Raw genomic sequence first — 23,523 nt, forward strand, 5'->3', positions numbered from 1 at the left:
CGATCATGAAGTTTAATGCATCACAGCAACACGAGTTCGACATCCTCATCGGCCAGGCTGCCGAAGCCTGGCAAGGCAGTCAACATGCGCGTGCGCTGGAGCACCTCGAAACGGCACGCACCCAGCTCATATCACTGGACATCCAGGACGACTATGACTGGTCGGGCTGGTACGACCTCAAGATGGAGGTCATGGCATCACAGGGCGACAACATTGGTACTGCAAAAACTGCCCGACAAATGCTGGAGCAGATCAACCCAGAACCACAGGACTTCAGCGAAGCCCACCACCGTATCATTCAAGACAGCCTCATATCTGCCACCATTGTGCTGGGTAAATACCTGCTGCTACAGCAAAGAACCGAGCAGGTAGAAAGCGAGTTGCGGCGCGTCCTGGCTACAGGTATCACCATGGCCTATCGCCAAGAGCGCGATAAAGAACTGGAAGAGTTGCAGTTGGTGCACACCAAGGCATTTTCGACCCCTTATCCTCTACCTGAAGATGAGGATGAAAATGAGTAAGTCGAACTCAGACTCCATTGACCATGAATGCCAGGAAAACAATGGTCTCACAACTTGCCTGCAACTCTTTCCGGTGCATTGAATCATGCCTACGCTAGCCTCTGCGCCCTTAAAGCGCCCAGTCAATCGCAGTATCTTGAACCAACACGTAGAAGATACCTCCTTCTGCTGGCTTCGTCGCCAAGAGGCCCTGTGGCGTCCCAGCTACCGTAGCCCCCACCAACAACGCCTGGATCAATTGCTTGACGCACACTTGGAAGGGCTACGTATTGCTAGTTCAGCATCACTCCCTATTGCTCTGAACAACTTAAAACGATGGGAAACGGCCGATGAGATGTTCACTAGCACTTATATCATGCTGCAGCAAGACGGAGAGGTGGACTGGGAGCCCTTGGAAACCATCCTGAAGGAATGCCCATCCTCAAGCAATGGAGCTACTGCTGCATTGCTATGGAACACGACAGAATCAACATATGCTTGCTTAAAACGTTGGACCAACTCCACGGAACCTTCTTTGCGTGCGGCTGCAACATCCGCAATTGCCATACGCCATGCAAACGGCAGCTTGGAATCGCGTACCGCCTGGGTACTTGAGCGGCTTGAAGATCCTTCCAACGCCGCACGTGCCCGAGCACTGCGCTGCATTGGTGAATGGAACTTATCCAGCCTAGCCAGATATCTGCATACAGCAGCCACTGACAACGATCCGCTATGCCGTTTTGAGTCCGCGTACGCCATGACTTGGCTACGAATGGAACAAGGCGGCTCGACTCTGCTTGAAACCTTGCCCCTGATGACAGGAACCAAAAAACGGCGAGGCCTGCTAGTGCTCGCACTTACAGCTACAACGAATGATTTTAATCAATGGCTCCATAGCATAGAAAACCAGCCAGACTCGCAGCGAGACATGATCTGGGCCTTGGCATTTCGAGGCGACAACTATGCATTGGATAGATTGCTCAAGCTCATTCAAATTCCGGCCTATTCGCGACTGGCGGCCTATGCGATCTGCCATATCACCGGACTGGATCTCGACGAACAAGGGCTTTGGCACCCTGACGCGCAGAACGATCCTGAAGCGTCATACTTCAGCGAAGACGACGGCTTGCTGATTCCAGACCCAAAACTATTGGCAGCATGGGTCAAACGCATACAGACGACCATCCCCAAAAGCACTTGTTGGTTAGCAGGTAAAGCAATGACTCTGGAGAATGCGAAGACCGTACTGCAAACTGGTTGGCAGCCACAACGCTGGCAGGCGGCATTCATCATCGACCTGCACCAGCATCATGCTCAATCACTGCTGAAAATGTCATCCCCGCGTCTTTGAGGGAACATCGCTGGTTGATGCGGGCAGATTGGACCTGAGCGGCCGGCTGACACTTCTTCTCGGGTTGGCCTGAACAACATGACCATCCTGACAGCGTACATGTCGCGGGGTCTTCATTGATGAGATGAGCCAAATCGTACTGCGGAGGGTGCCGCTGATGCTGGGCTCTGACCAAAGCGCCGACTGCGCGCCCTCACGGCTGGAGAAGCACGTTTGATTGAACACTTCCGCACGCCAGACAGAAGCCGACCGCGTAGCCATGCGCTATTTGACCAGTGCCTTCAAAGAGGTCACATTTTTGACATCCTGCACCTTCTCACCGCTCAATCGCACCTCAATCCAGTCAGCCTCGAAAGATCGCTCCTACACCTTCGCCAAACACTTCCGACGGCCCCATCTGAAATACCCAACAGTCACGAAAAATGACGAGCCATTTTCTAAAATAAACGTTATTTATTCAGTTGTTTAGGGCAAGAAGCCCACGCGCCCGTTCATCTCATAAAGAAATAGTATCATGCTAAATACCTCATTTTTTCCCTCATTACGTACCGCCATCGGTACAGCCCTGCGGCCCCGACAGCTCAATCGAGAAGAAGAGCGCCTGGTCCACTACTACCGTTGCTTGTCGGAACAGGATCGTGAAGCGGTGCGCTGCCTGATGTTTGCGGTCAAGGAAACCAGCGAGGCGAACACCTTCACCCATAAAAAGTGACACCGTCATGGGTCAGCGAACGATGAAGTACCTGCGGGGTTGGACACGTTGCCAAGAGCCTGCCTCATGGAATTTTCCTACCCAGCCGAAGCATACCTGCCGACCCCACAAGCCATGCCATTACGCACGTGTTTGTGACCGCGACCTCGCCGCCGAAACGTTCTACCTTGCTAGAGTACGAAGCCCCATCGCCGTGGAGGATCTGCATCTCCCCATGCCCGCCCTCGTCACCCTCCAGCCTCAATTCCCCTTCGGTGGCCTGACCATCTCCCGCTGTGTGGACGCCCTGATCCGACAGGATCTACTCGACCCGCTGCCCTATGTGCGCCGGCACATCTGCGGCGATTGGGGCGATGTGCGCGCAGAGCATCGGCGCTTCAACAACGCGACTCTGGAACTCGGCGGTTACCTACTGTCGTCCTACGCCATCAGTGACGGGTTGGACCTGTGTATCTTCACCGAAGCTGACCGGAACCTTACGGTAGTGTTCCTGCTGGATGAGTACTGACCACCGGCCATAAACCGGCATGTGCCTGATTCGGTTTGACAGACACCCGCCGCCAAGCATTCGATCACACTGCCCCCATGTTCGCTGGCGTCGCCGGCAACGTCCCAGGCGGTCAACGCCTTCAAGACCGCGGTGCGTCAATGGCACATTGGCCGCGTTATCCCTTCATCACTTCCGTCATCCCAAGGGACGCCCACGCTTGCGGTTGGGGAGTCCCGCGGTAGCAAGGAGGCCACCATGTCATTGCTCTTCAAAGGCAGCGATCTGAAGCCGGTGCTGGCAGAGGCTATCGCCAATCAATGTTCCATCATTCTGGTCAAGGACCAGGGCGTCTACTGGCTCGCCGAGCGCGGTGAACGCCAAGCCAATGGCCGCCAGAGGTTGCTTGCCTATGCGGTGGGCTGTAACCCCGATGTCGACGTATTCGACGACTGGTGGGCGTTGGCCCGCAAGGAGCTGGGCGGCGATGATTTCGCGGAACATTTCGACCCGCATTCGGAGGCGTTCACGCCCATCCTCAACGGTGAGGAGGATCTGGAACTGGCCGCCACGGCGACCTATCTGATGTTGCGGACCGTCACGCCGTAACCCAATCAACCATCAGACCTTGAGCCCCCGCCTGCCGGGGGCTCTCTGCTATGTGCTCGCGCAGGGCTTCGCTACTCGCTTTTCGCCGGGAATTTCTCGCCATCCCCTGTTTCCAGCCACTGTGCATTAACGCTCAGCAGCCTGGCTACCTTATCGAGCTGCGAGTGTGGGATACCACGAGAAAACCAATTGGTCAGCCGCTGGGGGCTGATCTTCAGAAATAGCGCGAAATCCATTGGCGCGATCTTGCACTCCGTCAGCACTACCCGCAGACGCACGCCGGACCATTCCGCGCTGGCAGCGCGAAGAGTCGTTGATCGTCGCCCCGTGTGCGTTTCTTTCCGTTGGCCGTAGACCATTCCTTGCTCCTTGTGTAGCTCCATGTGTTTTTTGCCCCTTTCACACTGGGGGTTCACTGAGTATAAACACCGCGTTCATGGGGTCCAATTCTCATGTCTCATAGCTTCTTCGGGTGAGCATTGGGAAGCGCATCACGCAGCGAGGCCTTTTCAAGCAGTTGCCAGGATAGGAAGGTTGTCGGGGTTGAGCTGATGAAGGCGAGCTGCTGCTGTCGCATGATGGGGCAAGTCCACCGCCTGGAAACCACCGTGACTCAGGATTATCGGTACCAGAAGTAACGCGTGACCAAAGGTCGATGCGCGCCGGGAAGATGAATAAACAGTAGCAGGCTTGGTGACAGGTGAACTGAGCGAATCCAGTAGCAATACGAATTTGAGTCTTACCGGATCACCCTGAGCACCCACGGTTTTGCACACAAAAAAAGACGCCGAAGCGTCTATTCCGTAAATCACAGGCAAAAAAAAGCCACTCGTTAGAGTGGCTTTTTCATTAATGCTTGGAGCGGGAAACGAGACTCGAACTCGCGACCCCGACCTTGGCAAGGTCGTGCTCTACCAACTGAGCTATTCCCGCTTGGTGATGCGCATTCTATAGAATCCTCAGCCCCCGTCAACCCCTTGATTCAAAAAAGTTTTATTTCTTTTCAACGGTGGTTCGCAGATGAGGCCAGGCGGCGCGCAGGTATTGCAGCATGGACCACAGGGTCAGGCCTGCGGCGACCAGCAGCAAGGCGTAGCCCGTGAGGACCCAGAACGAGAAGTCCGACGGGTTGGCCAGCAGGATGACCAGCGCGAGCATCTGCGCAGCGGTTTTCCATTTGCCCATGTTGGAGACGGCGACGTGGGCGCGGGCGCCGATTTCGGCCATCCATTCGCGCAGGGCCGAGACGACGATCTCGCGGCCGATGATGACGGCGGCCGGCAGGGTCAGCCACAGGTTGCCGTGTTCCTGCACCAGCAGGACCAGGGCGACGGCGACCATGAGTTTGTCGGCCACGGGGTCGAGGAACGCGCCGAAGGGCGTGCTCTGTTCCAGGCGACGCGCCAAGTAGCCGTCGAGCCAGTCGGTGGCGGCTGCGAAGGCGAATACCGAACTGGAGGCGACGTAGCTCCATTCATACGGCAAATAGAACAACAATATGAAAATCGGGATAAGCAGGACGCGTAATACGGTGATCAGATTAGGGATATTCATCGGCACAACTGGCTACGAGGTGAGAAGGCATTCTATTCGCTGTGCAGGTTTGCATAAATCAATTCAGCGAGCTTTTTACTGATACCGGGTGCTTTGGCTATCTCGTCAATGCTGGCACGGGACAGCTCCTGCAAGCCACCAAAATGTTTAAGCAAGTCGCGACGCCGCGTCGGGCCAACCCCCGCAACCCCTTCCAGGGTTGAGGTTCGCCGGGTTTTGCCACGGCGGGCGCGGTGGCCGGTAATGGCGAAACGGTGCGCTTCGTCGCGGATTTGTTGAATCAGGTGCAGTGCGGGTGAGTCGCCCTTCAACGTGAACTCATGGGCGGCATCATTCAAGTACAACGTCTCGAAACCGGCCTTGCGCGTGGTGCCCTTGGCCACACCGAGCAGGATCAGGTCGGGCACCGCCAGTTCGTTGAGCACGTCACGGGCCATGGATAACTGGCCCTTGCCCCCGTCTACCAGCAGGATATCGGGCAACTTGCCCTCCCCGTCCTTCAACTTGCTGAATCGCCGCGTGAGCGCCTGGTGCATGGCGGCGTAGTCATCGCCTGCGGTAACGCCTTCGATGTTGTAGCGCCGATAGTCGGCCTTGATCGGCCCTTCCGGCCCGAATACCACGCAAGAGGCCACCGTGGCCTCACCGCTGGAGTGGCTGATGTCGTAGCACTCCAGGCGCTGGGGCGGCTCGTCCAGGTTTAGGACCTCGGCCAGGGCGTCGAAGCGTGCAGCGACGTGCTGTCGATTGGCCAGGCGTGCACCCAGGGCCTGTTCGGCGTTGGTGACGGCCAGTTGCTGCCAGCGGGCACGGGTGCCGCGTACGCGGTGGCTGATGGCCAGCTCGCGGCCGCGCAGCTCGTGGATGGCCTCGATCAAGGTGGGGAAGTCTTCGTGCACCACGTTGACGATCAGTTCAGACGGCAGGTCGCGCTCAGGGCTGCTGACGTAGTACTGGCCAAGGAACGCGGCCATGACCTCTGCCACGTCTTCGTCGATACCGGTCTGCGGGAAAAAGTTCTTGCTGCCCAGCACCCGCCCGCCACGCACGCTGATCAGGTGCACACAGGCGCCGCCCGGGTTGACGAACGCGGCGATCACGTCGACGTCACCGGTGCCGCCTTCCATGCTTTGCTGGTCCTGGACACGGCGCAGCAGGGAGATCTGGTCGCGCAGTTCGGCAGCCTTTTCGAAATCGAGGGTGCTGGCGGCCTGCTCCATGGCCCCGGACAGCTCGTCGGTGAGGGCGTTGCTGCGCCCTTCGAGGAACATCACCGAATGGCGCACATCCTCGGCGTACTCCGAAGGTTCCACCAGGCCCACGCAGGGCGCCTTGCAGCGCTTGATCTGGTATTGCAGGCACGGCCGGGTGCGGTTCTTGTAGAAGCTGTCTTCGCACTGTCGCACAAAAAAGGTTTTTTGCAGCAGGCTCAGGCTTTCACGAATCGCCCCGGCGCTGGGGTAAGGCCCGAAGTACTTGCCCTTCTGCTTTTTTGCCCCGCGGTGAATGCTCAGGCGCGGAAAGTTGCCATCCGATAAAAACACGTAAGGGTAGGATTTATCATCACGCAGCAGGATGTTGTAAGGCGGCCGCCATTCCTTGATCAGCGTCTGCTCAAGCAGCAGCGCCTCGGTTTCATTGGCGGTGATGGTGGTTTCGACCTGGGCGATACGCGCCACCAGGGCGGCGGTTTTCGGCGCAAGGCCGGTCTTGCGAAAGTAGCTCGCCAGACGGTTCTTCAGGTTCTTGGCTTTGCCCACGTAAAGCAGGCGCGCCTCGCTGTCGAACATGCGGTACACGCCGGGGCGGCCACTGCAGGTGGAGAGAAAGGCACTCGGATCAAACGGTGTGGTCATGTCAGGCGCTGGCGTCCACCATGCCGTGGCGCACTGCGAGCAGGGTCAATTCAACATCACTGCTGATGGCAAGCTTCTCGAAGATACGATAACGGTAGGTATTGACGGTCTTGGGCGACAGGCACAGCTTGTCAGAGATGGTCTGCACCTTCTGGCAACCGACGATCATCAGGGCGATCTGGATTTCCCGCTCCGACAGCGCATCAAATGGCGAATCGCTGGTGGGCTGGAACGACTTGATCGCCAATTGCTGGGCAATCTGCGGGCTGATGTAACGCTGGCCGGCAAATACCAGGCGAATGGCTTGCACCATCTCGGCCAGGCCTGCGCCCTTGGTGAGGTAGCCGGCGGCACCGGCTTGCAGCAAACGGGTGGGAAACGGGTCTTCCTCGCACACCGTGACCACCACGACCTTGATGTCCGGATGGCTGCGCAATAACTTGGTCGTGGCACCAAGACCGCCAATCCCAGGCATCTTGACGTCCATCAGTACCACATCGGGCTTCAACTCCCGGGCCTTGATCAGGGATTCCTCCCCCGACTCCGCCTGGCCGACTACTTGCAGGCCGTCGATGTCAGCCAGCATTCGTGTAATGCCTGTACGAACGAGATCATGGTCATCGACTACTAGCACCCTAATCAAGCAGACACCTCGCGATATGGTCTTATAGGTTGCTGAACACCTTAGCAAAAAACCAAGGCGCAGACCTAGTTGCAAGTGTCATATATATAGAGATTAAACGTGCTGCGGCTGTTCGCCGGCTGGCGAACAGCCCTGTTTCCTGGGCTAAAGGTCAGGATTCCTGGGGGGGCGACTTGGCTTTTCCGTTCACCACGGATGAATGCTCAGCCAAGGTACTGGTCAAGCGACGGATTGCGTCCTGGTCTTCCTTGAACATCGCTCGGTAATTGCCCAGCACTTTTTCTTCGATCTTGCTCAGGTTATCCAGCTGGATCGGCGTTGGGCTGCCGGTCAATACGTACAGGATATCCACTCCTTTTTCGGCGACGCGAGACAAATAGTCGGCCTTGGGTGCACGACCACCGCTTTCATATTTGCCTTGGGCGTTCGCTTCAACGCCTCCAATCTCTCCAAAAACTTTCTGCGACAGGCCAAGTCGCTCTCTTTCTTGCCTTAAGCGCGAACCGATTCCACTCATTTGGATGTATGATCCTAAATTGGCACACCCCAAGAGGTGTCACACCATCACTTCGTTAAACAAATTTGAACGGTTTTGAACTATGCCCGGAATCCGTACTGCTGCACAAGCCAAGGCCTGGCTGGAACATCAAGGAAAGTCAGTTCAAGCATTCGCCCGGGAGCATGGCGTAGACCCGGCAACCACCTATCAAGTGCTCGCCGGGCGAAAAAAGGGAAGGCGTGGAGAAGCCCATAAAGTGGCGGTACTTCTGGGCATGAAAGAGGGCGTTATCGTGGATGAGCCAAGAGCTCAACCCCACGATGAACAAAGCACTAGCTGACAGCAGTATGCGCTTATTTGTAGGACGTGCCTGTTTTAGTCCGATGTGAGTGCGCGACACTCACGCTCCATCCGCCAGAAGCCATCCTCTTCACCGACAATGCTCAACCCCAGGCGCTGATACAGCCTTCTTGCCGGGTTGGTCTTGAACACCGTCAAACGTAGAAAGCCCAGGCCCTCGACGCGTGCCTTGAGCGCCATTTGCTCCAGCACCCATGTGCCCGCGCCCTGCTTGCGGCAGCATTCCAGCAGGTGCAGCTCGCGGATATACAGGGCCTTGCCGTCGCGGCTCAGGCTGATAAAGCCCATGACGCCATCATCGTTGCAGATCAGCCAGTTCTCGCGGCCCGCCCAGGCCACGTCGAAGCCGTCGTTGGACCACAACAAGCCGTTCTGACGGTAGTAATAGCTCATGGCCTGCTGGGTCAGGGTGCGGGCAAACGGCAGGTCCTGCTCGGTGGCCCGGCGCAAATGAAACTTCATTCAGAGGGCAACCACTTGGCCGGTCCACTGCCCGCCATCGCGACGGGCGATCACCAACGCGTCGCCGACACCGGGGGCGGCAACAAGCAAGTTGCCATCGGCGGTCCAGATCGCACTGCGACCGGCACAAGCCCAGCCTCCAGATGGGCCACCGTGGTTAGCCATCAGTACCAACAGGCCATGCTCCGCCGCATAGCCTTCAAGCAAAGCACTGTCCGCCGCGTAGCCTCCCTCGCTGATCAGTACGCCGGCGGCATACACCGTGGCGCTCGCTGCCGCCGCTTGACGTGGATGGCTGGCCTGGGAAAAGTCCGCACACACCGCCAATGCGATACGCTCCTCGGCCAATTCCAGGGCTTCACCGCCCTGCCCCGCGGCAAATGCCAGCTCTTCGCCGGGGTGCAGATGCTGCTTGGTGTAGACGCCTACTGAACCGTCCGCCCCAAGCACCAGCGCGCCGATCAGCACACCTGTTTGTGGCGCCAGACGCACCGGCATGCCCACCACAGCCGTCAACCGCAGCTCCCGCGCCAACTCACGCAAAGGCGTCAACACGGCGTCTTGCGGGTCGATGGCCAAGTCGGCCGCCAGGAACGGCTCGTAGCCCGTCAGTGACAGTTCTGGAAACACCAGGCATTGCACGCCCTGTTCAGCCGCGGCCCGCATCAACGCCAGGTGCCGCTGGATATTGGCAGCGACATCGCCCGGGATGGAAACGGTTTGCGCCGCAGCAAGGGTCAAGGCAGTCATGGTCGCGTCCTGGCAATCACTGGTTGAGAGTTATCAGCATATCCACACTTACCCCATAGCAGTAAGTACTACCACGCAATAGAAATTACTGATTGAATCCACCCGCACGCCTCTAGTAAGCTCCCCCCATCATTTGGAGAGCCCCATGTTGCCACTCACCCACACTCAGGTTTGCCCTGCTGCCAGCGCCTTGCGCTCGGTGTCGGCTACCCGTGTGAATGGTTCGAGCGCACTGGCCGGCTTTTATTTTGGGTATTGGTTTAGCCACTGGCGCGCCTGATACCTGAAATCGGCGCCCACTACTCAAGGGGTCGCCTACCAGAGAAATCTAAACCCCCGGTCGGCTCCCCGACCGGGGGTTTTGTTTTTTCAGCGCCTGACAATTTGTTTATCACGCTCACTTAAAGGAATCACACCATGAACTACGCCACCTATTACCGCTACGACACTTGCACTGCATGGCGATTTAGCCAGCTCCGTTCGGGACAGCCTGCCGCCTCCGACCGGTCACCCCGTGGTGGCAAGCCAACACACGTAGCCGATACGGCCAATTGTCGAACACCCCAGTAGGCCAAGCATGCGGGAATCGCCCGCCGCTTGCCCAGGAAGCCTTGAATATGAACTCCTCCGTCGCCGCTTTGCCCGTCTCTGCCCTCAACAGCGCCAATGAAGCCCTGACCCAGCGTTTGCCCAGCGCTCTTGAACTCAAGCACCAACTCCCGCTCAGCCCGTTCCTCAACGAACAAGTCCACGCCCATCGCCAAGCCGTGCGCGCCATCCTCAATGGCGAAGATTCACGCTTGCTGGTGATTGCCGGCCCGTGCTCGATCCACGACCCGGAATCGGCCATGGAATACGCGCGCAACCTGAAGAAGCTCGCGGTTGAAGTCAGCGACCAGATGCTGCTGGTGATCCGTGCCTACGTCGAGAAACCGCGCACCACTGTGGGTTGGAAAGGCTTGGCCTACGATCCGCACCTGGACGGCAGCGATGACATGGCCGCCGGCCTGGCCCTGTCCCGCGAACTGATGCGTGAAATGCTGCGCCTGGGCCTGCCGGTGGCCACCGAGTTGCTGCAACCCATGGCCGCCGGCTACTTCGATGACCTGCTCACGTGGGTCGCCATTGGTGCACGCACTACCGAATCGCAGATTCACCGCGAAATGGCCAGCGGCCTGGGCATGCCCGTGGGCTTCAAGAACGGCACCGACGGTGGCGTCGCCATTGCCTGCGATGCGATACGTTCAGCGTCTCACCCGCATCGCCACTTCGGCGTCGACAGCCAGGGCCACCCGGCGATCATCCAGACTCCCGGCAACCCCGACACCCACTTGGTGCTGCGCGGCGGCCACCGTGGGCCCAACTACGATGCGCAAAGCGTGGCCGACGTAAAGCATGACCTGGCCAAGTCCAAGGTGGCGGCACGGATCATGGTCGATTGCAGCCATGCCAACAGCGGCAAGAACCCGCTGCGCCAACCGGCGGTATTCAATGACGTGCTGGAGCAGCGCCTGCAAGGTGATACCTCGCTGGTCGGCATGATGCTTGAGAGTCACCTGTTCGAAGGCTGCCAGCCGCTGAGCGCGTCGATGAAATACGGCGTTTCGGTGACCGATGGTTGCCTGGGTTGGGACGGGACCGAGCAGTTGTTACGCAGTGCCGCTGAGCAATTGCGGGAACACCGCAAAGCCGACTGATCGGTGAAAATCAAAATCCGGGAGGGAGCTTGCTCTCGCTGGACGGGGTGCAGGCCCCGTCATTTTAGACAAAAAGCGGGTCCGCTTCGCGCCCCAGCGGGGGCAAGCTCCCTAAGGCACGCGGCTAGGCCCTGGCCACCGGCATGCGGGATAACTCCCGCAGCCACGGCAACACTCGCAGGCCGTGGAAGACCTCCGAGGGGTCGACGATGCCCATGAAATGTTCAAGATTGACGTTGTCCGGCATGCCCGGCAGGCGCACCCGTATTACCGGCGTTACACCGCAAGGCGCACCCAGATCCAGGTGATCGTAGACCAGAACATGACGCACCTGAGGCTGAGCTTCGTAAGCCTGGGCCATCAGCGCCGCATTGATAATCAGCACATCGAATGGGTCGGCAGGAATAGCGGTGAGAATCCGTAACTCCTCGAACGTTTGCACCGGCACGATCCGGTAATAGCCCAACTGGTTGAGCATTTTCTCGATGTACAGGCGTTGCAAATGCTGTTCATCGGCGATCAGGATGGTCAATGCTTTGTTCGGCATGGCAAACCCCTGGGCAGGCAGTGCTCGACAGTGAGCGTCGCCCATTTTCCAGACATATGCCGACGAAAAAATCAGGCATATTCCCCCTTCATGTAAGAACTTTCCCAAATCCTCCAAAAGGCGATCAACCACAGTCAGAGCTGATTGCAATAAGCGCTTAAGCCATGATGCAAAACATCGATCGCCTCACCCACGCTTTCAACCGCTGGTCCCAATGCCTGACGGTCCCGCTGTTCACACGCCGCCTCCAATGCCTCACATACACTGATCAATGGGTTGGCCTTGACCATCCGCGCTCCTCCCTTGGCACGATGAGCCAGGTCGTGCAACCTGGCAAAGTCTGCCTGGCTTGCCAGCCGTGGCAGCAAGGCACGATCCGCCTCCAGGCTTTCGAGTAACGGCGCCAGCAATTCGACCAGCGCGGCATGATCATCCCCGGTCAGCGCAACCAGGGTGCTCAAGTTGAAGGCAACCAAGGGTCGCGGGCTCGTGCCAACTGAACGCGACGCCAATGCCGCCCGCAAGTCGTCAAGCCCGGTTGGCTTGAACAGGCAGCCATCCATGCCAGCCTGCCGACAGCGCTCGGCCTCCTCCGGCTGGGCGTTGGCGGTGAACCCAAGTAACAGGCAGGGCTCCAGACCCCGCTCACGCTCCTGTACGCGAATCTCCTGGGCCAACTGATAGCCGTTCTTGAACGGCATATTGCAATCGGTAATGACGCCGTCGAACTGCCCCGTTCGCCACTGTTCAAGCCCTTGGACACCGTCTTCGGCCGTGATGATACGGTGGCCCAGAAAGCTCAACTGTCGGGCCAGCAGCAAGCGGTTGGCCGGGTAGTCGTCCACCACCAGAATGCTCAGCGCGCGCCCCTCAGGCGCCGCCTTTTGCACAGGCTCAACCGGGGCTGGCAGCGTGGCGGTCATGACCAGGGTCAACGTCACGTCCACCCGAGTACCGTGCCCCAACACACTACTCAAGTGCAATTGGCCGCCCATCATTTCGCACAGGCTGCGGCTGATCACCAACCCCAGCCCAGACCCGCTGCGTGCCGATTGCTGGTTATTGCTGCCCTGGATGAACACACTGAACAACCGCTGCTGGTCGGTGACGCTGATTCCGATGCCGGTATCTTGCACCCATAACTGCACGGCCAAGCGATCGCCCTCGACCACCGCCTGCGCGACCAAACTGACCTGCCCATGGGGAGTGAACTTGATGGCATTGCTCAGCAGATTCGAGACCACCTGCTTGAATCGCAGCGGGTCGACCAGCACCGCCTGGTCAATCAACGGGTCCAGCTCAACCTGCAGTGCCAACCCCTTGGCTCGGGCCAGCCCCTCGAATACGCGTGCGACCGACGCCAACAACTCATGCAGGTTGGCGGGCTCCAGGGTCAGTGACAAATGCCCGGACTCGATCCGCGCTATATCGAGAATATCGCCGATCAGCTCCAACATACCCCGCGAAGCCACCGAGGCCACCTCCAGAGCATCGCGGTCGACCCGTCCCTGCTCGGCATTTTTCAAGGCCAGTTCGATCATGCCGATCACGGCGTTCATCGGCGTGCGGATCTCGTGGCTCATGGTCGCCAGGAAGGTCGTCTTGGCGCGATTGGCGGCGTCGGCATCGTCCTTGGCTTCCTGTAGCTGGCCGAGCAGCCGGTGCCGTTCACTTACGTCTACCCAACCGGCAATCATGCCCACCACCTTCTCGTCGCCGTCGCGGTACGGCAGCATCCACTGGTAAATGGTCAGCACATCGCCATTGGGCACCTTGAGGATTCGATCATGAATCTGCGGCTCGCCGCCGGCCATCAAGCGCAGGTAATCCTCATGAAACGACCGGGCCTGTGGCGGGTTTTCGATGTCGGTTTCCACCACGGTCCTGCCGATCACATCTTCAAGTTTGTAGCCAAACACGTCGAGGTAGGCGTTATTGCAGGCCATCAGCCGCCCTTGGCGATCACGCACGTAAATCGGGTGCGGCGTGCCGTCGATCAATACGCTCATGAACCGCATCTGATCGCTCAGCGCTCGCTCGGCCTGCAGGCGCTTGCGAATCAGGCTGCGCAGGTAAATGGCCCAGCCCAGCGTGATTGCCAACAACAGCGCCGCCAACCCAAAGCCCTGAAGAATCACATTCCGATAACGCAACCAATAGCTGTCCTCGATGATGACCTCACTACGCCACTGGCCAATCAGTTCGTCCATTTCCTGAGGGGTGATGCTCAGCAGCGCCTTGTCCAGGATCGAATACAGCTCCAACTGACTGCGATTTACCCCAAAGGTCACGCGTGCAGGCTCAATGCCAACCGTACTGCTGACACGCAGGCGGTCGCGGTAATAACGGCTGATCAGATAGCGTGCGCTGATCAACGAGTTGACCGCGCCGTCGGCGTCACCATTGGCCACCAGCGCCATGGCTTGCTGGGGGTTCTCCACGTCGACAAACATCACACCTGGAAAATTTTTCGCTATGTCCTCATGCAGGCCATTGCCGACCACCATGGCCAGGCGTTTGCCGACCATGTCCTCCAGCGTGAGCGGGCTGTGGGGACCGTTACGGGTTACCAGCACAAAGGGATTGGTCAGGTAGGGCCGGGTAAAACGAACTTTTTCAGCACGCTCCGCACTAGGCGTGACGACCGCCAGCATGTCCGCCGTACCCGCACTGACGATATTGATCTGGCGCGGCAATGAGCCGCCCGGGACCACATCGAACTTCAAGCCGGTACGCAAGCTGATACGCGATAGTACCTCGGCACTCAACCCTTCGAACTGGCCTTGATCACCAATAAAAGATAACGGTAGAAAGTCATTGAGTACCGCGACTCTGACCCTTGGATTCTTTTGCACCCAGCGTTGTTCGCTGGCACTCAAATGCAACCGGTCAACGCCGATTATCCCCAGGTTACCTCCGCTCCAGCGGCGCAGGATTTCCATCTGCTCGCTGGCGGGAATCGCCTCCAGCGCGGCATTGAGAATGGGCAGTAAACGTGTATTTTCGCGGGCGACGGCAAACGCAAACGGGTTGACTTCCAAGCCGGAAAAATCCGCCATACGTACATTGTTGAGGTGATTGCGATTGATCAGATAGTTGCTGCTGATAGCATCCCCCAAATAGACGTCGGCGCGACCAAACGCTACGGCACCAATGGCTTCGAAAGTCGAGGCAAACAACGCCAATTGGGCCTGGGGGTAAAACGCCCGAACGGCGTCGGGCTGCATATAGTGATACAGCATCGCTACACGCTTGCCCGCCAGGTCGTCGTTCAACACCTGGCTATCGCCGCTGCGAGTCACCAGGGTCGGTTGATCGTTGGCGTAGGAGCGAGACAAAAGCAGTTGCGGGTCGGCCGCTTCGTAGCCATTGGCGGAACCGAGAAAATCCACGCCCCCCTTCTTCAAGGCTTCGATCACTTCATCGCGGGTATCGTAACGCCGTACCTCTATGGAGATATGCAGGGCCTGACCCACCAGTGCGGCAAAATCGGCGGTGATACCTTCGAGCTCGTCGTTGTTATTGGTCAAGTCAAAAGGCGCGTAATCGGGAGCAGAAACTCCCATCAACAATGTGCGCCGCTCGCGCAGCCAGCGCCAATCAGACTCGTCCAGTGCTACTTGCGGGGTGTCAATACGTGAGTGCCCCAACAGCCGCAAAGCATGGGGCTCATCCAGGGCCACCGCGATCTGAGGTAACAGGCTCATCCAGAAGATCATGGCGAACCTTATAAACGCGGTGGTGATCATCTCAATTCAGATCAGATGGTTGCGCTGGGCAAACTTGGATAAGTGCACTACCGAAGACATGCGTAACTTCTCCTTGAGTCGAGTCTTGTAAGTGCTGATGGTCTTGTGGCTCAGCAGCATCTGTTCGGCAATTTCCTTGTTGCCCAGCCCCAGGGCCAACATTTGCAATACGGTTAACTCACGGTCCGATAAGCACTCGATCATCTGCCGTTCCGTTTCTTGCAGATCATCGCGGCGCACCGAACTGGTCGGCAAACTGGGGAAGCAGCTGTAGCCCGACATGATCGCTTTGATAGCCTTTTGCAGCTCATCCAGCTCACCGGTCTTGGCGACGAACCCCATCGCGCCGGAACGCATGCAACGGGTAGAAAAAAATACCGCCAGGTAGGAGGTCAGTACCAGAATCTTGCACGGCAAGCCCAACGCCTTGATGCGGCTGATAACCTCCAACCCGCCTAATTTAGGCATCGCCAGGTCGAGGATAATCAGCTCGGGACGTTGCTCCCTCGCCAACTGCATGGCGTCAGCGCCATCCCCCGCCTGAAAAATCTCATCAAACCCCTCCAATTGCAGGAGGTGTTTGACCGTTGCCCGGATAAACGGATGGTCATCCACAATTAATGCTTTGCTCATAAAACTTCCTTATGTGGACAAAATACCCTTACACATCACGCCGGACCTGGGTACCTGTGAGAAATGACAGTTCCGACAAGCGGCACTGCTTCCTTGGAGCGGTAACCAAGCAGTGTCTGGCCCTTTCAATTAACTCAACAGAGCGACGGACGCCGGGCCTCAACGGCGCAACAGCCGCAAGTACCCAACTTTAGCAATGCAATGATGTTTCAACCGAAGGGATAATCCGGACAACATGTAGGATTTTTCCACATGCAAGCTTAGCCAATCCTGGCCAGCCCATAAGGATCAGTCGGTGGTGCTCGGACTCCAGAAGGCCTGCACCACCAGGGTTGACGTTGAGAGGCGCGCCACCAGCGCGTCCAGTTCGTCGCCATCCACCGACGTGGCGGCCAGGATGGCCTCGATTTCCACTTCGTCACTGCCGAACGGTCGCACGTCGACGTCGCTGGCAGGGTAGTTGCAGCGTGCCAGCTCGGCTTCCAGTAACACCATCACGGCCTGTTGCTGACTGCGGCGCGCAATGACATAGAGGATATTGGTGACCTCTGCCGACACCACGTCCAAGGGCTGACGATTGATGTTGTTGACGATCGGCCGCAGCAAGGTGTTGGCCGCCAGCACAAACAGCGTGCCCAGCAACGCCTCGAGGATCAGGTCGGCGCCGGCGCAGGCACCCACCGCGGCCGAAGCCCAGAGGGTGGCGGCCGTATTGAGCCCGCGCACATTGCCCTCCTCCCGCATGATCACACCCGCCCCCAGGAAGCCTATGCCCGACACCACGTAAGCGACCACGCGCACCGCGCCTTCCGCACCGCCCAGTCGGTTGGCCATGTCCACAAAGATCGCCGCGCCCACCGCCACCAGCACATTGGTACGTAAGCCGGCGGTGCGCTGGCGGTACTGGCGCTCGAACCCGATGAGGCCACCGAGAATAAACGCAGCGCTGAGGCTGACCACGGTGTCGACCAGGGAGTTGAGGTTGATGTTGTTGATTGCCTGCATAAGAAATCTCCATGAATGCAGCGGCACATTGGTAACTCGCAGGTCCCTTTAGGAGCTGGCTTGCCTGCGATAGCGGTACACCACCAATGAATCTGGCGACTGATACACCGTCATCGCGGGCAAGCCCGGCTCCCACAGGATTTGCGATGTTGCATGGAACCTGTTACTGCCAGCCAAACCTGCGAATGTAGTAGCCCTTCACTGCCTGAGTCAGCGCCATGTAAGCCAGCAAAATCACCGGCAGGAACACGAAGTACAGCGACGGCAGCGCCTGCAATTTGAAGTAGTGCGCCAAAGGCCCCATCGGCAGGAATATCCCCACGGCCATGATCACGCCGGTCATCAACATCAACGGCAGCGCTGCGCGGCTTTGCAGGAATGGGATTTTTGGCGTGCGGATCATGTGCACGATCAGGGTCTGGGTCAGCAGCCCCACCACAAACCAGCCGGATTGAAATAGCGTTTGGTGGTCTGGAGTGTTGGCATCAAACACATACCACATGAGTGCGAACGTGGTGATGTCGAAGATCGAACTGATCGGCCCGAAAAACAACATGAAGCGCCCCACTTCCCCCGGCTGCCAGCGTTGCGGCGTGGCAAGCATCTCGTCATCGACGTTGTCGAACGGAATCGCAATCTGCGAGATGTCATACAGCAGGTTTTGCACCAGCAGGTGCATCGGCAGCATCGGCAAAAACGGGATAAAGGCACTGGCCACCAACACCGAGAACACGTTGCCGAAGTTCGAACTGGCGGTCATCTTGATGTATTTGAGCATGTTGGCGAAGGTGCGCCGGCCTTCCAGCACGCCCTCCTCCAGGATCATCAGGCTCTTCTCCAGCAGGATGATGTCAGCCGCTTCCTTGGCGATGTCCACCGCACTGTCCACCGAAATCCCGATATCCGCCGTGCGCAACGCCGGAGCGTCATTGATGCCATCGCCCATAAAGCCGACCACATGTCCGTTGGCCTTGAGCAGCCGCACGATGCGTTCCTTGTGGCTGGGCGTGAGCTTGGCAAACACATTGGTGGTTTCCACGGCCAGGGCCAGTTCGGCGTCGCTCATCGCCTCGATGTCGTTGCCCATCAGCAAGCCTTGTTGCTCCAGGCCCACTTCGCGGCAGATCTTCGCCGTGACCAGTTCGTTGTCGCCGGTCAACACTTTCACCGCCACGCCGTGGGCCTTCAGGGCCTTGAGGGCGGGCGCGGTGCTTTCCTTGGGCGGGTCGAGAAACGCCACGTAGCCGATCAGCGTCAGGTTGTTTTCATCGGCCAGGGTGTAGGTTTCACGTCCTGCCGGCATCGGCTGCGCCGCTACCGCCACCACCCGCAGCCCTTCTTCGTTAAAGGCCGCGGTCACCTGGCGAATGCGCGCCAGCAGTTCGTCGGTCAGTGCCTCATCGACGTCACCATGACGCACGCGATTGCACACCGACAAAATTTCCTCCACCGCCCCTTTGCAGATCAACAGGTGCGGTTGGTGCTCCTCGGCCACCACCACCGACATGCGGCGGCGGTTGAAATCGAATGGGATCTCGTCGACCTTGTGGAACGCGGTACCGACTTTCAGCTCACGATGGATGTCCACATGCTCGAGCACGGCCACATCCAACAGGTTTTTCAGGCCGGTCTGGTAGTAGCTGTTGAGGTAGGCCATTTCCAGCACGTCGTCCGACTCCTGGCCCCACACGTCCACATGGCGCGCCAGGAAAATCTTGTCCTGGGTGAGCGTGCCGGTCTTGTCGGTGCACAGCACGTCCATGGCGCCGAAGTTCTGGATCGCGTCCAGGCGCTTGACGATGACCTTCTTGCGCGACAGAAACACCGCGCCCTTGGCCAAGGTCGAGGTGACGATCATGGGCAGCATTTCCGGGGTCAAGCCTACCGCAATCGACAGCGCGAACAGCAACGCCTCGGTCCAGTCGCCCTTGGTGAAGCCGTTGATGAACAGCACCAGCGGCGCCATCACGAACATAAAGCGAATCAGCAACCAACTGACCTTGTTGACCCCCTGCTGGAACGAGGTGGTCGCACGGTCCGTCGCCGTGACGCGTTGCGCCAAGGCACCAAAATACGTGCTGTTGCCGGTGGCGAGGATTACCGCCGTGGCGGCGCCGGACACCACGTTGGTGCCCATGAACAGAATGTTCTCCAGCTCCAGCGGGTTGCGCGTGTGGGCGTCCTGCTGGTGGGCGAACTTTTCCACCGGCATGGATTCACCGGTCATAGCCGCCTGGCTGACGAACAAGTCCTTGGCGCTGAGCACGCGGCAGTCCGCGGGGATCATGTCGCCGGCCGACAACACAATCAGATCGCCTGGCACTAGTTGTTTGATCGGCAGTTCAATGCGCTTGGCAGCATCGCGGCGCAGCACCGTCGCGGTATTGCTCACCATGGCCTTCAAGGCGTCGGCGGCCTTGTTCGACTTGGCCTCCTGCCAGAAGCGCAACAGGGTCGAGAGCACCACCATGGAGAAAATCACCGTGGCGGCCTTCATGTCTTCGGTCAGCCAAGAGATCACCGCCAACAGGGTCAGCAGCAGGTTGAACGGATTCTTGTAGCAATGCCACAGGTGCACCCACCACGGCAGCGGCTGTTCGTGCTCGACTTCGTTAAGGCCGTATTGCACGCGCAAGGCGTCGGCTTCCTGAGTGCTCAAGCCCTCGGCGTGGCTGCCCAGCACGCCCAGCAATTGCACAGTGCTGCGGTTGGCAGAGGCCACCAGTGTCTGCGCCAGGCTGGGCGGTACTTCGCGGCTGACGCTGGCATCGGTCACGGTCTCCAGCATCGCCAGGCGGCGAAAATGCCGCGCGATATGCCGGGTCCGCAGGAAACCGGCGAAGAACTCTTTGAGCAAAGTGAGGTTCATGGTGTAACTCCTGCGCGAGGAAAAACCGTCGTGCAGGTACTGCCCGTCCACACCGCGCCCGTCACACAGGCACAGCCGAACCTGGCCCGCCCGCCGTAACAGGCAGGCGCGTCCGTAGCATCCAGGCGTTACCCAGGTGCTGGTCAGCGTCGATGAGAGGGAATCAGGCAGGTGCCAGGACTGGCCACCGCCGGGATGCCGCTTCTCGCTTTATGAGGCGAGACAACGGCATCTGGAAAATGCGCGTTACCTTGCCAAGTAGAGGCCGGTTACCGAAACCGGCCGACGACTGTCACTCGAACAAGTACCCACTGAGGGTCTCCGCTATTGATGAAAACGCGCGAAGCTTACGCCCCGATGTTGGCGGAGTAAACCGTAGGAAAGTGCCAGCCTGGTGAATAAGAAGATTCTTCAGGATGGGTTCAGGTAACAACCGTAGGAGCGAGCTTGCTCGCGAAAAACGCCAACGATAACGCGTGCTTGCTGTGTGAACGCGGCGCCTGCGAGTTTTTCGCGAGCAAGCTCGCTCCTACAGAGGCGGAGTGCTGCTTTCACTCATGAGCCTGCCTGCTATCGGTCGGCGCTTGAACACGATCCTCGAGACTGTAATCGCGCACTACCTGGACAATGCGCAGGTGGTAGTCAGCAAAAACCTGCCGACGGCCTGTTGATTGAGCGGCTCGATGTAGCTCAAGGCTGCGCCACTGCTGGATGGCTTCCTCGTCACGCCAGAATGATAAGGAGAGCAACTTTCCAGGTTCACTCAGGCTCTGGAAACGCTCAACTGAAATGAAGCCATCGATTTGGGCGAGCAAGGGCTTGAGTTCGGCAGCGAGGTCGAGATAACGCTGGTAGTGCTCCTCATGTGGCCAGGCTTCAAAAATAACAGCGATCATTGTTGAGTCTCCTCATCACGGTAGAACCGCGGGATGCGGCCATTAAGGGAAGGCAAATAATCCCAGCGATAAGCACGGGCGGATAAGCCTGGCCGTCGCTGCAAGAATGCCGAAATCACCTCTGAAGCAATAGCCAATGCCAAGGGCTGGCCTGGGCATTGATGCCTGCCTGCGCCGAAGCTGAAGGTTCGTCGTTGAGTTCGTTTGGGCAGGAAACTGTCGGGGTCTGGGTTGGCGCCGGGATCTCGGTTGGCAGCAGCAAGCAAGAGTAAAACGGTATCGCCCGCCTCTAGAACGCTGCCGCCAATCGTGCAGCGCCGTGCAACGAAGCGCCGCGTGTTTTGTACCGGTGAGTCGTGGCGCGCCACCTCTGCCACCCACTCAGCGACGCGCATGGGTGTGGCGGGCATGCCTTCAAACAGGCCGGGGTTTCGTTGGAGCGCTATGAGGGCGTTGCCGATCAGGCCTGCAGTGGCTTCGCAGGTCTGTGACAACAGGCCAATCAGATTCGCTATCAACGCATCATCGTCTTTCCAGGCTGAGGCTTGGTATTCGCCATAAAGACGGTCCAACAAGCCGCTACGCTTATCGCCGTTATTCAGCAGCGCTTGGAACATCTGCTTCAACCGAGCCGCCCCGCAATGGGCTTCACTGAGTTGAGCTTCGTCGCTCAGTGGCGATAGACAGGCGACAAAATCTCGTGTCAGTTGCGCGACTTCCTGCCACTGGCTGGGTGCGAAACCTATCAAAGTTGCAATGACCGAAACCGGTAACCTGAACATCCACTCGTTCGGGTTACCGATCGGGTCATCCAGTGTCTCGACAACCCGCGCCACAATGCCTGCGATATTTTCGGTTCCCAACGAGCCCAAGGCGGGTTCGATAACCCTCCGGGGACACCGGTGTTGCACGCCCTCGTTCATACGCATCAAACGACCAAAGATATCGCCTGCCGCGCCTTGTGCAATGGCCGCTGGAATCGGCTCGTGCGGTGGACGTACAAGGCAGTCGGGATGCTCCAGAATGGCCTCGACAACACTGGCGCCACTTGCAATCCATAAACCAAGATCTGCATCGAAGACCAGTTCACTTTGTCGCCTGAGGCGTGCGTAATAATCGTAGGGGTCGGCATGGGTGGCGGCTTCAAACGGCGTCATGGTGGCAGTCCTTTTCGCTAAGAACAGCTACTATCGAACAATCGTCACCCCGACAATTCGTTCAGGAACGAAATATGGATTCCCAAAGCAATGACACTGCCATTTCGCGTGTCGCCGGCGCCATTGCCGAGCCCGCAAGGACGAAAATGCTATGTTCGCTGATGGACGGCCACGCCCGCACCAGTACGGAACTGGCCGTCATCGCCGACGTCAGTGCTTCTACGGCGAGCGCACACTTGGCAAGGCTTAAAGAGGACGGCTTGGTAAAACTGCACACCCAGGGTAGGCACCGCTACTTCAGCCTGGCAGACGCTCACGTGGCCGAAGCCATCGAAGCCCTCATGGTGATCAGCCGAAATGCCCAAGCGGGGTTTGTTTCAACGACCCCCAGTCGGTTGCAGCTAGCGCGAACCTGCTATGACCACATGGCGGGGTCCTTGGCGGTACAACTGCACGACTATTTTTTCGACTCTGGCTGGTTGACCCTACCAGACGCAAGTGACGGTACGTATCAGCTCAGCGTGGAGGGCGAAAAAGCGATGACAGGGCTCGGTGTCGACGTAGCAACCGTAAGGGCACAGCGGCGTCGGTTCGCTTGCTCATGCCTGGACTGGAGCATGCGTCGCCCTCACCTCGCCGGCGCACTGGGGGCCGCTGTTCTACAGGCCGTCATAAGCCGTAAATGGGTTAGCCAGGACCTTGATAGTCGGGCGCTGACAGTGACGCCCAAGGGGCGAAAGGAGCTGTCGGGCAGGTTTGGGATCAGGATGGATGCCCCAGAACTGAAGCGCTTAGGCAGCGCCTGCGCATGAGGCCAAGCACAATTGATGTTCAGCCATCTCAATCATCCCGCGTCAGCACTTCCAGCAATTCAATTTCGAAGCGCAGATTACTGTTGGGTTTGATATGCGCCCCCATCGAGCGCTCGCCATAGGCCAGGTGCGCCGGTACATACAACGAGCGTACACCGCCAACCTGCATGCCCATCAAGCCCTGGTCCCACCCCTTGATCACGCGGCCAGTGCCGATCACGCACTGGAACGGTTTGCCCCGCTCCCAGGAGGAATCGAACACCGTGCCATCTTCCAGGGTGCCGGTGTATTGGGTGGTGATCAGCGCGCCCTTGACCACGGCTTTGCCGTCGCCCAGGCGGATGTCGGTGACCTGTAGTTCGTCGTTGCTCATGG

At 58.5% G+C, this 23,523-nt stretch carries 23 protein-coding genes and 1 tRNA gene; 8 read left to right on the top strand and 16 right to left on the bottom strand.

Annotated features, from left to right (window positions below; all coding sequences use genetic code 11):
* Positions 1–5: 5 nt before the first annotated feature.
* The 5 genes from GIV26_RS06930 (at position 6) to GIV26_RS06950 (ending at position 3,659) form a co-directional block, all read left to right on the top strand.
* On the top strand, positions 6–521 hold the full coding sequence (locus GIV26_RS06930; RefSeq protein ID WP_236279831.1) for a hypothetical protein: 516 nt from the start codon (positions 6–8) through the stop codon (positions 519–521).
* 136 nt (positions 522–657) lie between these two features.
* Positions 658–1,851 carry a HEAT repeat domain-containing protein gene (locus tag GIV26_RS06935; protein WP_236279833.1) on the top strand — a complete coding sequence of 398 codons (1,194 nt, stop codon included), beginning with the start codon at positions 658–660 and terminating at the stop codon, positions 1,849–1,851.
* Between the two features lie 514 nt (positions 1,852–2,365).
* Positions 2,366–2,563 carry a hypothetical protein gene (locus GIV26_RS06940; RefSeq protein WP_105226424.1) on the top strand — a complete coding sequence of 66 codons (198 nt, stop codon included), beginning with the start codon at positions 2,366–2,368 and terminating at the stop codon, positions 2,561–2,563.
* A gap of 214 nt (positions 2,564–2,777) precedes the next feature.
* Positions 2,778–3,071 carry a hypothetical protein gene (locus tag GIV26_RS06945; RefSeq protein ID WP_105226423.1) on the top strand — a complete coding sequence of 98 codons (294 nt, stop codon included), beginning with the start codon at positions 2,778–2,780 and terminating at the stop codon, positions 3,069–3,071.
* A gap of 237 nt (positions 3,072–3,308) precedes the next feature.
* Positions 3,309–3,659, top strand: a complete 351-nt coding sequence (locus tag GIV26_RS06950; protein ID WP_198715208.1) for a DUF3085 domain-containing protein — start codon at positions 3,309–3,311, stop codon at positions 3,657–3,659.
* A gap of 71 nt (positions 3,660–3,730) precedes the next feature.
* Here the strand turns inward: GIV26_RS06950 and GIV26_RS06955 are convergent, their stop codons facing one another.
* The 6 genes from GIV26_RS06955 to GIV26_RS06980 form a co-directional block, all read right to left on the bottom strand.
* A complete protein-coding gene (locus tag GIV26_RS06955) occupies positions 3,731–4,018 on the bottom strand; it encodes a hypothetical protein (protein WP_236279835.1) in 288 nt (95 codons plus the stop codon).
* Between the two features lie 498 nt (positions 4,019–4,516).
* Positions 4,517–4,592: transfer RNA gene (locus GIV26_RS06960), tRNA-Gly, on the bottom strand.
* A 60-nt stretch (positions 4,593–4,652) separates the two neighbouring features.
* Complete coding sequence (pgsA, locus tag GIV26_RS06965; RefSeq protein ID WP_003190391.1) at positions 4,653–5,213, bottom strand: CDP-diacylglycerol--glycerol-3-phosphate 3-phosphatidyltransferase; 561 nt, start codon at positions 5,211–5,213, stop codon at positions 4,653–4,655.
* 32 nt (positions 5,214–5,245) lie between these two features.
* Entirely contained in the window at positions 5,246–7,069 is a 1,824-nt protein-coding gene (gene uvrC / locus GIV26_RS06970; protein ID WP_034127084.1) for an excinuclease ABC subunit UvrC, read from the bottom strand.
* A 1-nt stretch (position 7,070) separates the two neighbouring features.
* Positions 7,071–7,712: a response regulator transcription factor GacA gene (gacA, locus tag GIV26_RS06975; RefSeq protein ID WP_003190387.1), complete on the bottom strand. Its 642-nt coding sequence runs from the start codon at positions 7,710–7,712 to the stop codon at positions 7,071–7,073.
* 151 nt (positions 7,713–7,863) lie between these two features.
* A complete protein-coding gene (locus tag GIV26_RS06980) occupies positions 7,864–8,229 on the bottom strand; it encodes a helix-turn-helix domain-containing protein (RefSeq protein WP_003190384.1) in 366 nt (121 codons plus the stop codon).
* 82 nt (positions 8,230–8,311) lie between these two features.
* Between GIV26_RS06980 and GIV26_RS06985 the strand changes: the two genes are divergently transcribed.
* Complete coding sequence (locus GIV26_RS06985) at positions 8,312–8,551, top strand: DNA-binding protein (protein WP_080757702.1); 240 nt, start codon at positions 8,312–8,314, stop codon at positions 8,549–8,551.
* 35 nt (positions 8,552–8,586) lie between these two features.
* Here the strand turns inward: GIV26_RS06985 and GIV26_RS06990 are convergent, their stop codons facing one another.
* Both GIV26_RS06990 and GIV26_RS06995 read right to left on the bottom strand, forming a co-directional pair.
* Positions 8,587–9,033 carry a GNAT family N-acetyltransferase gene (locus tag GIV26_RS06990; protein WP_236279838.1) on the bottom strand — a complete coding sequence of 149 codons (447 nt, stop codon included), beginning with the start codon at positions 9,031–9,033 and terminating at the stop codon, positions 8,587–8,589.
* Entirely contained in the window at positions 9,034–9,783 is a 750-nt protein-coding gene (locus GIV26_RS06995) for a carbon-nitrogen hydrolase family protein (protein ID WP_034127082.1), read from the bottom strand. It lies immediately after the preceding gene.
* Positions 9,784–10,400: 617 nt separating this feature from the next.
* Between GIV26_RS06995 and GIV26_RS07000 the strand changes: the two genes are divergently transcribed.
* A complete protein-coding gene (locus GIV26_RS07000) occupies positions 10,401–11,480 on the top strand; it encodes a 3-deoxy-7-phosphoheptulonate synthase (RefSeq protein ID WP_236279840.1) in 1,080 nt (359 codons plus the stop codon).
* A gap of 124 nt (positions 11,481–11,604) precedes the next feature.
* Here GIV26_RS07000 and GIV26_RS07005 read toward each other — a convergent pair whose 3' ends face one another.
* The 7 genes from GIV26_RS07005 to GIV26_RS07035 form a co-directional block, all read right to left on the bottom strand.
* Positions 11,605–12,027, bottom strand: coding sequence for a hypothetical protein (locus GIV26_RS07005; RefSeq protein ID WP_034127080.1), 423 nt, complete (start codon positions 12,025–12,027; stop codon positions 11,605–11,607).
* Positions 12,028–12,161: 134 nt separating this feature from the next.
* Positions 12,162–15,776, bottom strand: coding sequence for a transporter substrate-binding domain-containing protein (locus tag GIV26_RS07010; protein ID WP_236279842.1), 3,615 nt, complete (start codon positions 15,774–15,776; stop codon positions 12,162–12,164).
* Between the two features lie 6 nt (positions 15,777–15,782).
* Positions 15,783–16,409, bottom strand: a complete 627-nt coding sequence (locus GIV26_RS07015) for a response regulator transcription factor (protein ID WP_034127079.1) — start codon at positions 16,407–16,409, stop codon at positions 15,783–15,785.
* Between the two features lie 288 nt (positions 16,410–16,697).
* Complete coding sequence (locus GIV26_RS07020; RefSeq protein ID WP_003190369.1) at positions 16,698–17,414, bottom strand: MgtC/SapB family protein; 717 nt, start codon at positions 17,412–17,414, stop codon at positions 16,698–16,700.
* A 163-nt stretch (positions 17,415–17,577) separates the two neighbouring features.
* Positions 17,578–20,283, bottom strand: a complete 2,706-nt coding sequence (gene mgtA, locus GIV26_RS07025) for a magnesium-translocating P-type ATPase (protein WP_236279852.1) — start codon at positions 20,281–20,283, stop codon at positions 17,578–17,580.
* Positions 20,284–20,834: 551 nt separating this feature from the next.
* Entirely contained in the window at positions 20,835–21,179 is a 345-nt protein-coding gene (locus GIV26_RS07030) for an antibiotic biosynthesis monooxygenase family protein (RefSeq protein ID WP_236279854.1), read from the bottom strand.
* Positions 21,176–22,336 (bottom strand): cytochrome P450, encoded by a 1,161-nt coding sequence (locus tag GIV26_RS07035; RefSeq protein ID WP_236279865.1) that lies wholly within the window; start codon positions 22,334–22,336, stop codon positions 21,176–21,178. Before GIV26_RS07035 ends, GIV26_RS07030 begins: the two co-directional genes overlap by 4 nt.
* A 74-nt stretch (positions 22,337–22,410) precedes the next feature.
* Here GIV26_RS07035 and GIV26_RS07040 point away from each other — a divergent pair, with 74 nt between their 5' ends.
* The gene (locus tag GIV26_RS07040) at positions 22,411–23,148 is read left to right on the top strand and encodes an ArsR/SmtB family transcription factor (protein ID WP_236279867.1); all 738 of its coding nucleotides are present in this window, start codon (positions 22,411–22,413) and stop codon (positions 23,146–23,148) included.
* Between the two features lie 28 nt (positions 23,149–23,176).
* On the opposite strand, the gene GIV26_RS07045 is transcribed toward GIV26_RS07040, so the two are convergent.
* Positions 23,177–23,521, bottom strand: a complete 345-nt coding sequence (locus GIV26_RS07045) for an FKBP-type peptidyl-prolyl cis-trans isomerase (RefSeq protein WP_034127076.1) — start codon at positions 23,519–23,521, stop codon at positions 23,177–23,179.
* Between the last annotated feature and the right edge of the window lie 2 nt (positions 23,522–23,523).

The organism is Pseudomonas sp. PA-1-3F (assembly GCF_021609665.1).
Taxonomy (GTDB): Bacteria; Pseudomonadota; Gammaproteobacteria; order Pseudomonadales; family Pseudomonadaceae; genus Aquipseudomonas; species Aquipseudomonas paracarnis.

Excerpts from the sequence above, each read along its gene's own strand:
- GIV26_RS06930 (WP_236279831.1), top strand. The coding sequence starts at position 6 with ATGAAGTTTAATGCATCACAGCAACACGAGTTCGACATCCTCATCGGC.
- GIV26_RS06940 (WP_105226424.1), top strand. The coding sequence starts at position 2,366 with ATGCTAAATACCTCATTTTTTCCCTCATTACGTACCGCCATCGGTACA.
- GIV26_RS06945 (WP_105226423.1), top strand. The coding sequence starts at position 2,778 with ATGCCCGCCCTCGTCACCCTCCAGCCTCAATTCCCCTTCGGTGGCCTG.
- GIV26_RS06950 (WP_198715208.1), top strand. The coding sequence starts at position 3,309 with ATGTCATTGCTCTTCAAAGGCAGCGATCTGAAGCCGGTGCTGGCAGAG.
- GIV26_RS06955 (WP_236279835.1), bottom strand. The coding sequence starts at position 4,018 with ATGGTCTACGGCCAACGGAAAGAAACGCACACGGGGCGACGATCAACG.
- pgsA (WP_003190391.1), bottom strand. The coding sequence starts at position 5,213 with ATGAATATCCCTAATCTGATCACCGTATTACGCGTCCTGCTTATCCCG.
- uvrC (WP_034127084.1), bottom strand. The coding sequence starts at position 7,069 with ATGACCACACCGTTTGATCCGAGTGCCTTTCTCTCCACCTGCAGTGGC.
- GIV26_RS06980 (WP_003190384.1), bottom strand. The coding sequence starts at position 8,229 with ATGAGTGGAATCGGTTCGCGCTTAAGGCAAGAAAGAGAGCGACTTGGC.
- GIV26_RS06985 (WP_080757702.1), top strand. The coding sequence starts at position 8,312 with ATGCCCGGAATCCGTACTGCTGCACAAGCCAAGGCCTGGCTGGAACAT.
- GIV26_RS06990 (WP_236279838.1), bottom strand. The coding sequence starts at position 9,033 with ATGAAGTTTCATTTGCGCCGGGCCACCGAGCAGGACCTGCCGTTTGCC.
- GIV26_RS06995 (WP_034127082.1), bottom strand. The coding sequence starts at position 9,783 with ATGACTGCCTTGACCCTTGCTGCGGCGCAAACCGTTTCCATCCCGGGC.
- GIV26_RS07000 (WP_236279840.1), top strand. The coding sequence starts at position 10,401 with ATGAACTCCTCCGTCGCCGCTTTGCCCGTCTCTGCCCTCAACAGCGCC.
- GIV26_RS07005 (WP_034127080.1), bottom strand. The coding sequence starts at position 12,027 with ATGCCGAACAAAGCATTGACCATCCTGATCGCCGATGAACAGCATTTG.
- GIV26_RS07010 (WP_236279842.1), bottom strand. The coding sequence starts at position 15,776 with ATGATCACCACCGCGTTTATAAGGTTCGCCATGATCTTCTGGATGAGC.
- GIV26_RS07015 (WP_034127079.1), bottom strand. The coding sequence starts at position 16,409 with ATGAGCAAAGCATTAATTGTGGATGACCATCCGTTTATCCGGGCAACG.
- GIV26_RS07020 (WP_003190369.1), bottom strand. The coding sequence starts at position 17,414 with ATGCAGGCAATCAACAACATCAACCTCAACTCCCTGGTCGACACCGTG.
- mgtA (WP_236279852.1), bottom strand. The coding sequence starts at position 20,283 with ATGAACCTCACTTTGCTCAAAGAGTTCTTCGCCGGTTTCCTGCGGACC.
- GIV26_RS07030 (WP_236279854.1), bottom strand. The coding sequence starts at position 21,179 with ATGATCGCTGTTATTTTTGAAGCCTGGCCACATGAGGAGCACTACCAG.
- GIV26_RS07035 (WP_236279865.1), bottom strand. The coding sequence starts at position 22,336 with ATGACGCCGTTTGAAGCCGCCACCCATGCCGACCCCTACGATTATTAC.
- GIV26_RS07040 (WP_236279867.1), top strand. The coding sequence starts at position 22,411 with ATGGATTCCCAAAGCAATGACACTGCCATTTCGCGTGTCGCCGGCGCC.
- GIV26_RS07045 (WP_034127076.1), bottom strand. The coding sequence starts at position 23,521 with ATGAGCAACGACGAACTACAGGTCACCGACATCCGCCTGGGCGACGGC.